The sequence below is a fragment of the Bacillus sp. B25(2016b) genome (assembly GCF_001679765.1).
Taxonomy (GTDB): domain Bacteria; phylum Bacillota; class Bacilli; order Bacillales; family Bacillaceae_G; genus Bacillus_A; species Bacillus_A thuringiensis_K.
In genome coordinates this window covers 4,364,206-4,376,979 of sequence record NZ_CP016285.1, presented here as the reverse complement: position 1 = coordinate 4,376,979, position 12,774 = coordinate 4,364,206, and the positions used below count along the sequence as shown (strand labels likewise).

Genomic DNA, 12,774 nt, shown 5'->3' with positions numbered 1-12,774 from the left:
CCTGAATTGATTCGTCTTGTTTAGAGCTTTGTTGTTTATCCTGAATTGATTCGTCTTGTTTAGAGCTTTGTTGTTTACCTTGATTCGAGTCATCTTGTTTAGAGCTTTGTTGTTTATCTTGATTCGAGTCATCTTGTTTAGAGCTTTGTTGCTTATCCTGAGCAGAGTCGCCCTGTTTAGAATTTTGCTGTTTGTCTTGAGAAGATTCCTTATGTTCCTCTTTTTTTTGTTCTCCATTGTTATCTTTATTATGTTTCATACTTCTAGTCTGTTCTTTGTTATCATCATCTTGATTGTTAGGTTGTTGCTCCGAATTATCTGTTTCGTTTTTTTCTGTCGTATTTGATTTTTTTTTCTTACGTAACCAATTCCAAATCATATGTACGCCCTCTTTAATCTTGTAATATAGTGCTATTTTGTGGCTAATTTTGTATATTATTCATTTATTTATGAAAAGAAGAAGGAGATTAGTTTGCATGGAAAAAAATCTTTAGTAAGCAGTTCATACTATAACGGAGAGAGGAAGAGTCTGTGCAAATTGTAAAAAAGGAGAAGTTTGTGTTAAAAGAGTTTACGTTTGAAAATGGCAGAGAAATTCCTATTCAAATGGGATACGAGACATATGGCACTTTAAATAGAGAAAGGTCAAATGTGATTTTGGTTTGTCATTATTTTAGTGCAACAAGTCATGCGGCAGGAAAATATACAGTGTATGATGAGGAGTCTGGTTGGTGGGATGGGCTCATTGGACCTGGAAAAGCAATTGATACAAATAAATATTTTGTTATATGTGCAGATAATCTTTGTAATGTGCAGGTGAGAAATCCATATGTGATTACAACAGGACCGAAATCAATTAATCCAGAAACTGGAGAAGAATATGCTATGGATTTTCCGGTTTTTACATTTCTTGATGTAGCTCGTATGCAATATGAGTTAATAAAAGGTATGGGAATTTCAAGGATACACGCTGTAATTGGACCGTCGGCGGGGGGAATGATTGCACAACAATGGGCGGTTCACTATCCACATATGGTAGAGCGGATGATTGGCGTTATTACGAACCCACAAAATCCAATTATTACGTCAGTAAACGTAGCGCAAAATGCGATTGAAGCAATTCGGCTGGATCCAAGTTGGAAAGATGGAAAATATGGAGAAGAGCAGCCGATAAAGGGGCTTCATTTAGCAAATAGAATGATGTTTATGAACGCGTTTGATGAGCATTTTTATGAAATGGCATTTCCTCGTAACAGTATAGAGGTAGAACCTTATGAAAAGTTTTCTACATTAACATCATTTGAAAAAGAGATAAATAAAGCGACATATACAAGTATAGAGTTAGTAGATGCAAATTCATGGATGTATACTGCGAAGGCAGTTTTATTGCATGATATTGCACATGGGTTTTCTTCACTAGAAGAATCTCTTTCTAACATAGAAGCGAATGTACTTATGATTCCGTGTAAACAAGATTTGCTTCAGCCGTCTCGTTACAACTATAAAATGGTAGATATTTTGCAAAAACAAGGGAAGTATGCGGAAGTGTATGAGATAGAAAGTATAAATGGGCATATGGCGGGAGCATTTGATATTCATTTATTTGAAAAGAAAGTTTATGAATTTTTAAACCGGAGAGTATCTAGTTTTGCTTAGAAGACAAATGATGGGGAAAAGGTGCAATGTTTGTAGTAGGCACCTTTTTTTACATGATTTGTAGACGGAAAATATATGTAGCGATTGCTATACCGAAAAACGCTATGCTAAGCAATAGAAATAAGAATGACATTTCTTGTGGTGATTTTATTTTTTTATTATTTTTCATACTAAGAGTAATAATTGCAGCGATTAAGAAAATGATGCCCATTATGAAAAGGGAAAGTGTCATTTTCATTGGCTCCTTTCATAAAACAAGTATATTGAGGATACAATGCAAGAGTTATGTTTGTAAAGAATAAGTTTTGCGAGAAAATTGAGAAATAGTTTTTCGATTCTTTGCGTTCTTTCTTTTGCGTGCTAAAATTGGTAGAGAATGTTTGTGAAAAAGAAACTAAAGGTTTTATTGTATATAAGGAGGAACTACATATGACAGAAGTTAAAACAATTACTACAGAAGAGGTACAAGAGCGTTTAGAAAATGGAGAAACGTTATTTTTAGTAGACGTAAGAGAAGATGAAGAAGTAGCGGCAGGAAAGATTCCAGAAGCTGTACATATTAAAATGGGCGATATCCCACATAAAGTAGATTTCTTTAATAAAGAGAATGAATATATCTTTATTTGTCGTTCAGGAATGCGCAGTGAAAATGTATGTCATTATTTAAATGAGCAAGGATTTAAAACAGTGAACATGGTTGGCGGTATGCTTCAATATGAAGGTGAAACGAAATAGTTAATAGCTAAAAACTTGAAACGAGTCTGTTTCAAGTTTTTTTCTTTTGCATACAGTATAAAAAAGGAGGAGGGGGAAATGGGGATTAATTTGCGTAAAGTAAAAATTATTAATAATACAGGAGCTGTTAATGTCGGCGACTGTTATGATATCTCGCCTTTAGCTGTAGCAAAAGTATATGCAGGTGCTGGAGGGTCGAGTGCGGCTATTTTTTTAAATGGGAAAAGACAGCCAGAAGCGGTCATTAGAACATCAGTGTTTCTTCCGCCATTAGCAACGAGTACACGTACATTAGGTTCATAGATGAAAGGTAGAGTGTAATTATGCCTGCTCATATAAAAGAGTTTGTTATTGTGAATAATACTGGAAATATATTTACCGGTGATAATTTGAGTGATACTTCATTTACTGCTTCGAAATCATACAGTGGTTCAATGGGGTGCACTTGGATTGATGTTGTTACAGTAATAGGGACGGAGACGAAGCTTTGTTTACAGCCGGGTGATTCGGTGACGACAACATATACAAGAGGGACTCCTGCTGGTACTGTAACAGGAACAAACATGGGGCAAAGTGCAAATGTTTCGAGTATAGCACAAGCTGTCCCTAATACAGATAATTTTGATTCGACTGCTGGACTCTCCTAAAATCATAGGGGGAGTTTTTGTTTATAAGAAGAGTTTATATAGCATAAAAATAGGAGTAATTGTTTGAAAAGTAGTATTGGAGGCCTTTTTGAAAAATACAATTCAAATAGAAGGTGGGTTTTTATCCCGCATTAACGGGCAGTAAGACCCTCCTACAAAATATGTTTCACCTTATATGAAACATATTTTGTAGTTGTATTTTTTGGGAGGTGGTGGGAGTAGTGGAAGGAAATGATGAAAATCAAAAAATACAGAGGTTGATAAATTCTAATTTTAAGTTATCCTCAGATCTTGTCGGCCCTACTTTCCCTCCAGTACCGACTGGAATGACAGGGACAACGGGAAGTACCGGGGCCACAGGAGTCACGGGTCCAACTGGGGATACAGGGGTAACAGGAGCAACGGGAGAAACGGGTCCAACGGGAAGTACGGGAACAACAGGAGTTAGTACAACTGCAACGTATGCGTTTGCGAATAATACATCAGGAAGTCTTATTTCTGTTTTGTTAAGTGGTACGAATATTCCTTTACCAAACAATCAAAATATTGGACCAGGAATAACCGGTAGTGGTGGGAATACTGTATTTACAGTTGCGAATGCAGGAAACTATTATATAGCTTATACAATTAATTTAACGGCGGGATTACTTGTAAGTTCTCGTATAACTGTAAATGGCAGTCCGCTTGCGGGAACGATAAACGCCCCGACAGTGGCTACTGGCTCATTTAGTGCAACAATAATTGCTAACTTGCCTGCTGGAGCTGCTATTAGTCTGCAATTGTTTGGATTAGTTGCAATAGCTACATTATCTACGGCAACACCAGGAGCTACTTTAACGATTATTAGATTAAGTTAATAAGCAGAAAACCTTGAAACTTTTATGTTTCAAGGTTTTTTTATCTTTGTATTTGTAAGTAAACCTCGTTAACCAGGTGGAGTGGATCCCCTCTAATTATTTAAAGTTTCACTTTATTCACTTGAGCAAAAACATCGCAGTTCGAAAATATATTATAATAGAATGAAAAGAAAGAAATTTGGCAGAAAGGGAGGGTGGCGATGCAGGAGATGGTTAAAGATTTTTTTAGACGCCCACTTCAAGATTTACGTATATCTGTCATTGATCGTTGCAATTTTAGATGTACATATTGTATGCCAGCGGAAATATTTGGGCCAGATTATGCTTTTTTGAAAGATGAGTTTTTACTAACTTTTGATGAAATTGAGCGTTTGGCAAAATTATTTATTAGCATCGGTGTACGGAAAATTAGACTTACTGGCGGTGAGCCACTGCTTCGTAAAGATTTAACAAAACTTATTGCACGTCTTGTGAAAATTGATGGGCTAATAGATATAGGGTTAACGACAAATGCTATCCATTTAACGAAACAAGCGAAGGCATTAAAAGAAGCTGGATTACATAGAGTGAATGTTAGTTTAGATGCGATAGATGACGACATATTTAGGAATATTAATGGTCGAAATATTAATACAAAACCTGTGATTAAGGGAATTATAGCAGCTAAAGAGGCGGGGCTGGCAGTAAAGGTAAATATGGTTGTGAAAAAAGGGATGAACGATCATCAAATACTTCCGATGGCTGCGTATTTTAAAGAGCAAGGAATCACGCTTAGGTTTATTGAGTTTATGGATGTTGGTAGTACAAATGGGTGGAATTTTGATCAAGTTGTTACAAAACGAGAATTGATTGAGATGATTCATAAGGTGTATCCGCTTGAGCCAGCTGAAGCACATTACTTTGGTGAAGTTGCGAAGCGATATCGATACGTTGGAACAAATGTTGAAGTTGGTTTTATTACATCTGTTTCTGAGTCATTTTGTTCCTCTTGTACGAGGGCGAGAATTTCGGCAGATGGAAAGTTTTATACGTGCTTATTTGCGACAGAGGGTTTGGATGTAAGAGAACTTCTTAGAGGAGATTTTTCGGATGAGGAGTTATTAAGTGTTATACAAGATGTATGGATGAATAGAAAAGATAGGTATTCGGATGAACGGACAGAAGAAAGTGCAAAAAATCGTCCGAAAATCGAAATGTCTTATATAGGAGGATAAGAAAGGGGGCTATCGTATGCAGGAGCGATATTCAAGACAAATATTATTTTCTGGTGTTGGAGAAGAAGGACAGAAAAAAATAAGAGAGAAGCATGTGCTTATTATTGGTGCTGGTGCTCTCGGTGCGGCAAATGCAGAAGCGATTGTTAGAGCAGGTGTTGGAAAAGTAACGATTGCTGATCGTGATTATGTAGAATGGAGTAATTTACAAAGACAACAACTATATACAGAAGAAGATGCAAAACAGTATAAACCAAAGGCGGTAGCGGCAGCAGAGCATTTAAAAGCGATTAATTCTGAGGTGGAAATAAATCCTGCTGTGACGGATGTAACGGTGCAAGAAATGGAAGAGTTAGTACGTGATGTAGATTTAATATTAGATGCGACAGATAATTTTGAAACGCGTCTTCTTATTAATGATATTTCACAAAAGTATAATATTCCGTGGATATATGGTGGGTGCGTTGGAAGCTACGGAGTAACGTATACAATTTTACCAGGGAAAACACCGTGTTTTCGCTGTTTAATGGAGCATCCGGCGAGCGGAGCAACCTGTGACACAGCTGGTATTATACAACCGGCAGTACAATTAGTAGTTGCGCATCAAACTACGGAAGCGCTGAAAATATTAGTAGAAGATTACGGGGCGCTTCGTGAAACGATGTTATCGTTCGATCTTTGGAATAATCAACAGATGGCATTTAAAGTGAATAGGCAGAAAAAAGATTCTTGTTTATCTTGCGGAAGGTTACGTACATATCCAAGTTTAACATTTGAAGCACAAACGAAAACAGAAGTGTTATGTGGGCGAAATACAGTGCAAATTCGTCCAGGTGTGCGGAAGAATTTTAATTTAGAAGAAATTAAAAAGCGCTTACAAAGAAGCGTAGAGATAAAGGCGACACCTTATTTATTATCGTTTCCGGTAGAAGAATATCGTTTTGTTTTATTTACAGATGGCAGAGCGTTCATTCATGGGACGAATGATATAAATGTAGCGAAAAGTTTATATGCAAGATATATAGGTTGAACCTAAAGGAAATCCTTTAGGTTCAACGGAGAAAGGATTATGAATTTCTCGTATAATCTCCACTTTTTCCACCTGTTTTTTCAAGTAAGTACGTTTCGCCGATAATCATACCTTTATCGACAGCTTTACACATATCATACACAGTAAGAGCGGTAGCCGAAGCAGCTGTTAAAGCTTCCATTTCAACACCGGTGCTACCTTCTGTTTTAACTTTTACTTCAATGAGTAAACGATATTGTTCTTCTGATTGTTTCCAATCGAAAGAAACGTCAACACCTTTTAATAGTAAAGGATGGCACATTGGGATAATATCAGAAGTTCGTTTCGCAGCCATAATGCCTGCGATTTGCGCAACTGCTAATACGTCACCTTTCCCAATTTCATTGTGGGAGATTTTATCGTAAATTTCTTTCGTAACGACAATGCTAGAGCACGCAATTGCTGTTCGAACGGTTGCTTTTTTGTCGCTTATATCAACCATTTTTGCGCGTCCTTGGTCATTAAAGTGTGTGAATGAAGACATGGAATTCCTCCTTGAAGTAATTTCTATTTAATATATAAAGTTTAATCGAGATAAAAAAAATTGCAAATATGAGGTGAGAAACGATGGTAGAAAAACGAATTCCAATTCAAGTTGCTGAGGCAGTAGAACGGGTAATGAAATATGCAAAGCATGGTGAAGTAGAAGAAATTTCTATTACGGAAAGTTACGGGAGAATTCTTGGGGAGGATGTTGTGTCTGATCATGACGTTCCTCATTTTGATCGTTCTCCTTACGATGGTTTCGCCATTCGAGCAGAAGATACGAAAGAAGCAACTCAAGAGAATCCAGTTGAATTTGAAGTAATAGGAGAAATCGGGGCGGGTTCTGTTTTTTTAGAAGAAGTAGGCGCTTTTGAAGCGGTTCGTATTATGACAGGAGCAGCTATTCCAGAAGATTGCAATGCAGTCGTAATGCTAGAGCTGACAGAAGGGTTTGAGAAGAACGGGAAAACATATATGAAGTTAAAACGCTCTTTTAATAACGGTGACAATGTGTCGATTAAAGGAGAAGATATTAAACAAAATCAAGTTCTCGTTAAGAAAGGTGTTGCAATTAACCCTGGAGTTGCGGCCCTACTAGCAACGTTTGGATATAGTACTGTGAAAGTTATAAAACAGCCTATTGTCGGTATTGTAACGACAGGAAGTGAATTATTAGAAGTACATGAGCCTTTAGAACCGGGGAAAATTAGAAATAGTAACTCGTATATGATCGCAGCTCAAATTATGAAAGCTGGCGGGAAAGTTCGTTATTATGGTAAACTCGCGGATGAGTTAGATGCATGTTTTACAGCTGTTCAATCAGCGATGGATGAGGTCGACATTTTAATTACAACAGGTGGTGTATCAGTAGGAGATTATGACTACTTACCAGCTATTTATGAAAGGTTACAGGCGAATGTACTCTTTAATAAGATAGCCATGAGGCCTGGAAGTGTAACGACAGTAGCTGAAGTTGATGGAAAGTTACTCTTCGGTTTATCAGGAAATCCGTCTGCTTGTTATGTAGGCTTTGAATTATTTGTGCATCCAATTATAAAAACGTATTTGTATGCGAAGGAACCTCACGTATATAGAGCGGTTGCTATTTTACAAAAAGATTTTCCAAAGCCAAATCCATTTACTCGTTTCGTAAGAGCGAACGTAACAATTGTGAACGGGGCATTACAAGCGATGCCGGTTGGTTTAGATAAATCGAGTGCGGTATCTTCACTTGCAGATGCGAATGCTTTTATCGTGTTACCTGGAGGAACGAGAGGATTTGAGACCGGAATGAAAGTGTCCGTATTATTGTTAGAGCACTCTGAGGGATGTGATTGGCCATGGGCAAAGCCCCTTCAATCTTACAAATAGTAGGATATCAAAATAGCGGAAAAACGACACTTGTAGAGAAAATTGTGCATGCAGTAGCTGAAAGTGAAATGAAAGTTGCTACAATTAAACATCACGGGCACGGAGGCTTTCCAGAAGTAGCGCAAAAAGATAGCGAAAGACACCGTAAAGCTGGTGCTGTCGTAAGTAGTGTAGAAGGTGCTGGATTGCTTTCACTTTCTTCACTAAGAAAGAAATGGTCTTTGCAAGAAATTATTCGCTTATATGAGTTTTTTGAAGTGGATACAATTTTAATAGAGGGCTATAAAAAAGAGAATTACTCGAAAGTAGTGTTACTTCGTTCTGCGGAAGACGTTGAGATTTTACATAAAGTGGAAAATATAGTGGCGGTTATTACGTGGTATGATGTTCCGGCAAATATACGAGAAGAATATAAAGTATTTCATATAACAGAAGAAGAGCTGTACATAGACTGGTTTTTACAAACGGTTAGGAGTGCGAAATGATAAAGACATATTATGAAGTAATTGACACAGAAATCTCGATTGAAGAGGTAACGAAGAAAGTAATTCGACGTGAATGCGGTGCTGTTACAACATTTATTGGAACGGTTAGAGAGTTTACGAAAGGGCGTCGTACATTATACTTAGAGTATGTTGCTTATAAGACGATGGCAGAAAAGATGCTAGAGAAAATTGGCCTGGAAGTGAAAGAGAAATGGCCAGGTACATATGTTGCCATTACACATCGCATCGGTACGTTGCAAATTTCTGATATAGCGGTTGTTGTTGCTGTTTCAACACCACACCGTAAAGCGGCTTATGAAGCGAACGAATATATTATGGAACGCATAAAACAAATTGTTCCGATTTGGAAAAAGGAGTTTTGGGAAGATGGTGACTCATGGATTGGTGATCAATTAGAAAAAACACCATATCCGGCGGGAGAGCCTGGGAAGGAGCTATAAGTATGATTCGAGTATTGTTATTTGCGCACTTGCAAGAAGAAGCAGGGGCAAGTGAATTACAAATAGAGAAAGAAAATATTACAGTTGCACAGTTAAAAGATGTTGTTGCGAACGAATATAATGTACCAGTTTCAGAGCCAATTATGGTTGCGATTAATGAAGAATACGCAAATGAAGATGACAGAGTCCAATCTGGTGATGTTGTTGCACTAATTCCACCAGTGAGTGGTGGTTAATATTGGATTCATTAAAACGACTTTCCTACATAGGGAAAGTCGTTTTTTTATGGCAGTTTTGAGAACACTAATCTATAGAACAAGGAGGGAACTATGAAAAAAATATGTGTAGTTATCACAATGCTATGTGTGGCCTTTTTCTCTTCTCCAATTGATTCTTTCGCGAAAGAATCAAGAGAACAGCTTTTAGAGAGTGCATTATCAAATAGGTACTATTCAGTTATTAGACAAGTGACAGAAGACCAATATGAATGTGCTTCAGTTATAAATATAAAACGTCTCGGCAAGAAAGGTGAGTTCGTTCCTAGATATGAAGTGACGCTACAATTTCTTACATTTCAAGGAGCGCATAATCCGCCGAATGACAAAGTTACGCTTACTTTGGAAGATCGTTTAGATCACGTAAAGATAAAGAAAGTGGAGCGAGAAAAGAATGTTTCTGGCGCTATTGTAGAAAAAGTTTGTGAACGGGAAAAAGAAAAAATAAAAGCTCACTCTAACGACTTAGAGTGATAACCTATGGCGTTTAGTAAAGAAAGGTAATGAGTGATGGATATATTTTTAGCGATTTTACCAGCTATATTTTGGGGAAGTATTGTGTTATTTAACGTAAAACTGGGCGGGGGACCGTATAGTCAAACGCTCGGAACAACGTTTGGAGCACTTATTTTCTCAATTGTTGTTTATATTTTTATGAAGCCAGTATTAACACCTACCGTTATTGGAGTTGGAGTTGTGTCAGGTTTATTTTGGGCGCTTGGTCAGGCGAATCAATTGAAAAGTATTGATTTAATGGGTGTTTCGAGGACGATGCCAATTTCAACAGGACTTCAATTAGTCGCGACGACTTTATTTGGCGTTATCGTATTTCATGAATGGTCCACGACAATATCGGTCGTCCTTGGGATTCTAGCACTCGTTTGTATTATTATCGGTGTTATTTTAACATCGCTTCAAAGTGAAGAAGAAAAAAATGCAGAGCAAGCAGCAAACTTTAAAAGAGGTATCGTAATTTTATTAATTTCAACAGTCGGTTATTTAGTTTACGTAGTAGTGATTAGGTTATTTAACGTAGATGGTTGGTCGGCTTTGTTGCCACAAGCAGTTGGTATGGTGTTAGGTGGGATTTTGCTTACCTTTAAACATCATCCATTTAATAAATATGCAATTCGAAATATTATCCCAGGATTAATTTGGGCAGCTGGAAATATGTTTTTATTCATTTCGCAGCCGCGAGTTGGAGTCGCAACAAGTTTCTCGCTATCGCAAATGGGGATTATTATTTCCACGCTTGGTGGGATTCTTATATTAGGTGAAAAGAAAACGAAACGTCAATTAACGGGTATCGTTGTCGGTATCGTTTTTATTATCGCAGCCGGAATTATGTTAGGTATAGCCAAAAGTTAAAGGAGGTATGGAAATGTATAGTGATTTAGCAGGGAAAGTTGTCGTTATTACAGGATCAGCAACTGGTCTCGGAAGAGCGATGGGAGTGAGGTTTGCTAAGGAAAAAGCGAAAGTGGTTATTAATTATCGCTCACGAGAATCAGAAGCGAATGATGTGTTAGAAGAAATTAAAAAGGTGGGCGGCGAAGCGATTGCTGTAAAAGGTGATGTAACCGTCGAATCAGATGTTGTGAATCTCATTCAATCTGCTGTGAAAGAGTTTGGTACGCTTGACGTTATGATTAATAATGCAGGGATAGAAAACGCGGTACCGTCGCATGAAATGCCGCTTGAAGATTGGAATAGGGTAATTAATACAAATTTAACAGGTGCTTTTTTAGGAAGTCGTGAAGCGATTAAATATTTTGTAGAACATGATATTAAAGGGTCTGTCATTAATATGTCTAGTGTTCATGAGAAAATTCCGTGGCCACTATTTGTACACTATGCAGCAAGTAAGGGTGGCATTAAACTGATGACAGAAACGTTAGCGATGGAATATGCGCCAAAAGGTATTCGAGTAAATAATATTGGACCAGGTGCAATTAATACGCCAATTAATGCCGAAAAGTTTGCTAATCCTAAAAAGCGGGCTGACGTAGAAAGTATGATACCGATGGGCTATATTGGAAAACCTGAAGAAATTGCAGCAGTAGCAACTTGGCTTGCTTCTTCAGAGGCGAGTTATGTAACGGGAATTACGCTATTTGCAGATGGTGGAATGACGTTATATCCATCGTTTCAAGCTGGGCGTGGGTAATATAAAAGGACGAAGAGATAAAACTCTTCGTCCTTTTTTACAAAAAAAATAGCGGCCAGCTATTTTAAATTTAGTGATTAATTGTATCTTGAAGATATTCTGTTGCTTGATGTTCAGAAACATTTTGTACGAGTGCAACTTCACTAATCATCATTTTTCGGGCGTTATCTAGCATTTGTTTTTCGCTCGCATTTAAAGTTCTCTCTTTATTGCGGCGAAGTAAATCACGAACAACTTCTGCACTATCTAGCAGATTGCCGTTTTTCATTTTTTCCATATTCATTGTATATCTTTGTTTCCATGAGAGTGATGGGTCTGACTCCCCGTTTTGAAATTCAAGAAGTATATCATCTAACGTACCTCGATCAACGATATAACGAATACCTGATTTTTTTAATTGATCCATCGGAAGCATTACTTGCATATCTTTACTAATGATGCGTATCACACAATATTGACGTGAAGTACCTAATATTTCTTTCTCTTCAATTGCTTCGATGATTCCTGCACCGTGCATTGGATAAACGATTTTATCACCAATTTGAAACAAATCATCCACCTCCATATGTGGTAACCACTTTTAATGATAGCATACGTATGTAAAAATGTCAAATTTTATATAATAACATAATATTTATATTCGAGTCAATAATGTAAAGCGCTTTTTTTTTTATGTTTTTTTTAGATCTTATTTATCCCGCATTAACGGGCAGCCCGATTGGTGAGGGCTGATAATCAGTGGGGGATGAATAAAACCCCCCCACTGATTAAAGTTTCACTTTATAGTGATTTTTTTAGAAAAATAGTACAGGTGAGAAAGAAGGCATATCCACTTATTTTTAAGCATAAAATGTAAAAGCGCTAATACAATATACCTAAATCCGTTCTTTGCAAAGGAGGGAGAGAAGGTGGGGCGCACAATAAAAATTGATATTACAAATAAAGTTGTAGCTAAATTTAGACCAAATTATTTGGAATTATATACGAGTAAATTTATGATAGGTAAGTTTTATGTCTATACTGAAGATAAAAAATATGTGTTAGAAGACGGATATATATATGAGAATGGAAAGTTTTATCGCATCATAGATACGCACCGTGGCAATAATCAAGCGGCGGAGGGCTGCGATCTAGGATGGTGTTAACATGATTCGTGTGAAAGTGTTTGATGAAAGTCACGAAAAAGACTTAGAAGACGCTGTGAATGTGTTTTTGAAAAAGATTGATGATAGCAACTTTGTAGATATTAAGTACCAAGTCGGTGTTTCTATTAACGATGACGAAAACCAAATTTATTGTTTTTCAGCAATGATCGTTTATAAAGCATAAAAAAGAGCTGGATGAGCCAGCT

At 37.1% G+C, this 12,774-nt stretch carries 18 protein-coding genes and 2 pseudogenes; 16 read left to right on the top strand and 4 right to left on the bottom strand.

Annotation, left to right across the window (positions count from 1 at the left end):
- A pseudogene (locus tag BAQ53_RS26320) lies at positions 1-379 on the bottom strand (spore germination protein); the annotation flags it as partial.
- Between the two features lie 152 nt (positions 380-531).
- On the opposite strand from BAQ53_RS26320, the gene BAQ53_RS22430 reads away from it, so the two are divergent.
- Entirely contained in the window at positions 532-1,656 is a 1,125-nt protein-coding gene (locus BAQ53_RS22430; protein ID WP_208906258.1) for a homoserine O-acetyltransferase family protein, read from the top strand.
- A gap of 49 nt (positions 1,657-1,705) precedes the next feature.
- On the opposite strand, the gene BAQ53_RS22425 is transcribed toward BAQ53_RS22430, so the two are convergent.
- A complete protein-coding gene (locus BAQ53_RS22425; RefSeq protein WP_000175903.1) occupies positions 1,706-1,888 on the bottom strand; it encodes a hypothetical protein in 183 nt (60 codons plus the stop codon).
- A gap of 197 nt (positions 1,889-2,085) precedes the next feature.
- Here BAQ53_RS22425 and BAQ53_RS22420 point away from each other — a divergent pair, with 197 nt between their 5' ends.
- From BAQ53_RS22420 to BAQ53_RS22395, 6 genes and pseudogenes are all read left to right on the top strand, one after another.
- Positions 2,086-2,391, top strand: a complete 306-nt coding sequence (locus BAQ53_RS22420) for a rhodanese-like domain-containing protein (protein ID WP_000141207.1) — start codon at positions 2,086-2,088, stop codon at positions 2,389-2,391.
- A gap of 78 nt (positions 2,392-2,469) precedes the next feature.
- Positions 2,470-2,694 carry a spore germination protein gene (locus BAQ53_RS22415; protein ID WP_000512463.1) on the top strand — a complete coding sequence of 75 codons (225 nt, stop codon included), beginning with the start codon at positions 2,470-2,472 and terminating at the stop codon, positions 2,692-2,694.
- A gap of 20 nt (positions 2,695-2,714) precedes the next feature.
- Positions 2,715-3,038: a hypothetical protein gene (locus BAQ53_RS22410; protein WP_208906257.1), complete on the top strand. Its 324-nt coding sequence runs from the start codon at positions 2,715-2,717 to the stop codon at positions 3,036-3,038.
- A 323-nt stretch (positions 3,039-3,361) separates the two neighbouring features.
- Positions 3,362-3,895, top strand: a pseudogene (locus BAQ53_RS22405) (BclA C-terminal domain-containing protein); the annotation flags it as partial.
- 200 nt (positions 3,896-4,095) lie between these two features.
- Positions 4,096-5,109: a GTP 3',8-cyclase MoaA gene (gene moaA, locus BAQ53_RS22400; protein ID WP_001157130.1), complete on the top strand. Its 1,014-nt coding sequence runs from the start codon at positions 4,096-4,098 to the stop codon at positions 5,107-5,109.
- 16 nt (positions 5,110-5,125) lie between these two features.
- The gene (locus tag BAQ53_RS22395; protein ID WP_001158082.1) at positions 5,126-6,139 is read left to right on the top strand and encodes a molybdopterin-synthase adenylyltransferase MoeB; all 1,014 of its coding nucleotides are present in this window, start codon (positions 5,126-5,128) and stop codon (positions 6,137-6,139) included.
- 37 nt (positions 6,140-6,176) lie between these two features.
- On the opposite strand, the gene moaC is transcribed toward BAQ53_RS22395, so the two are convergent.
- On the bottom strand, positions 6,177-6,662 hold the full coding sequence (moaC, locus tag BAQ53_RS22390) for a cyclic pyranopterin monophosphate synthase MoaC (RefSeq protein WP_000094146.1): 486 nt from the start codon (positions 6,660-6,662) through the stop codon (positions 6,177-6,179).
- A gap of 83 nt (positions 6,663-6,745) precedes the next feature.
- Here moaC and BAQ53_RS22385 point away from each other — a divergent pair, with 83 nt between their 5' ends.
- The 7 genes from BAQ53_RS22385 to BAQ53_RS22355 all read left to right on the top strand — a co-directional run bounded on the left by BAQ53_RS22385 (position 6,746) and on the right by BAQ53_RS22355 (position 11,423).
- Entirely contained in the window at positions 6,746-8,035 is a 1,290-nt protein-coding gene (locus BAQ53_RS22385; RefSeq protein ID WP_000229693.1) for a molybdopterin molybdotransferase MoeA, read from the top strand.
- A complete protein-coding gene (gene mobB / locus BAQ53_RS22380) occupies positions 8,005-8,520 on the top strand; it encodes a molybdopterin-guanine dinucleotide biosynthesis protein B (RefSeq protein ID WP_000513626.1) in 516 nt (171 codons plus the stop codon). Before BAQ53_RS22385 ends, mobB begins: the two co-directional genes overlap by 31 nt.
- A complete protein-coding gene (moaE, locus tag BAQ53_RS22375) occupies positions 8,517-8,981 on the top strand; it encodes a molybdopterin synthase catalytic subunit MoaE (RefSeq protein ID WP_000598369.1) in 465 nt (154 codons plus the stop codon). The genes mobB and moaE overlap by 4 nt, the downstream gene beginning before the upstream one ends.
- 2 nt (positions 8,982-8,983) lie before the next feature.
- Positions 8,984-9,217, top strand: coding sequence for a molybdopterin converting factor subunit 1 (gene moaD / locus BAQ53_RS22370; RefSeq protein WP_000621768.1), 234 nt, complete (start codon positions 8,984-8,986; stop codon positions 9,215-9,217).
- 93 nt (positions 9,218-9,310) lie between these two features.
- The gene (locus BAQ53_RS22365; protein WP_000717676.1) at positions 9,311-9,730 is read left to right on the top strand and encodes a DUF3888 domain-containing protein; all 420 of its coding nucleotides are present in this window, start codon (positions 9,311-9,313) and stop codon (positions 9,728-9,730) included.
- A 36-nt stretch (positions 9,731-9,766) separates the two neighbouring features.
- Positions 9,767-10,624 carry a glucose uptake protein GlcU gene (gene glcU, locus BAQ53_RS22360; protein WP_000350861.1) on the top strand — a complete coding sequence of 286 codons (858 nt, stop codon included), beginning with the start codon at positions 9,767-9,769 and terminating at the stop codon, positions 10,622-10,624.
- 13 nt (positions 10,625-10,637) lie between these two features.
- Positions 10,638-11,423: a glucose 1-dehydrogenase gene (locus BAQ53_RS22355; protein WP_000286678.1), complete on the top strand. Its 786-nt coding sequence runs from the start codon at positions 10,638-10,640 to the stop codon at positions 11,421-11,423.
- 70 nt (positions 11,424-11,493) lie between these two features.
- Here the strand turns inward: BAQ53_RS22355 and BAQ53_RS22350 are convergent, their stop codons facing one another.
- The gene (locus BAQ53_RS22350) at positions 11,494-11,988 is read right to left on the bottom strand and encodes a CarD family transcriptional regulator (protein ID WP_000451441.1); all 495 of its coding nucleotides are present in this window, start codon (positions 11,986-11,988) and stop codon (positions 11,494-11,496) included.
- Positions 11,989-12,331: 343 nt separating this feature from the next.
- On the opposite strand from BAQ53_RS22350, the gene BAQ53_RS22345 reads away from it, so the two are divergent.
- Together BAQ53_RS22345 and BAQ53_RS22340 are read left to right on the top strand one after the other, a co-directional pair.
- On the top strand, positions 12,332-12,568 hold the full coding sequence (locus BAQ53_RS22345; RefSeq protein WP_000533804.1) for a DUF2553 family protein: 237 nt from the start codon (positions 12,332-12,334) through the stop codon (positions 12,566-12,568).
- A 1-nt stretch (position 12,569) separates the two neighbouring features.
- Positions 12,570-12,752 (top strand): sporulation protein Cse60, encoded by a 183-nt coding sequence (locus BAQ53_RS22340; protein WP_000621751.1) that lies wholly within the window; start codon positions 12,570-12,572, stop codon positions 12,750-12,752.
- The last annotated feature ends 22 nt before the right edge of the window (positions 12,753-12,774 follow it).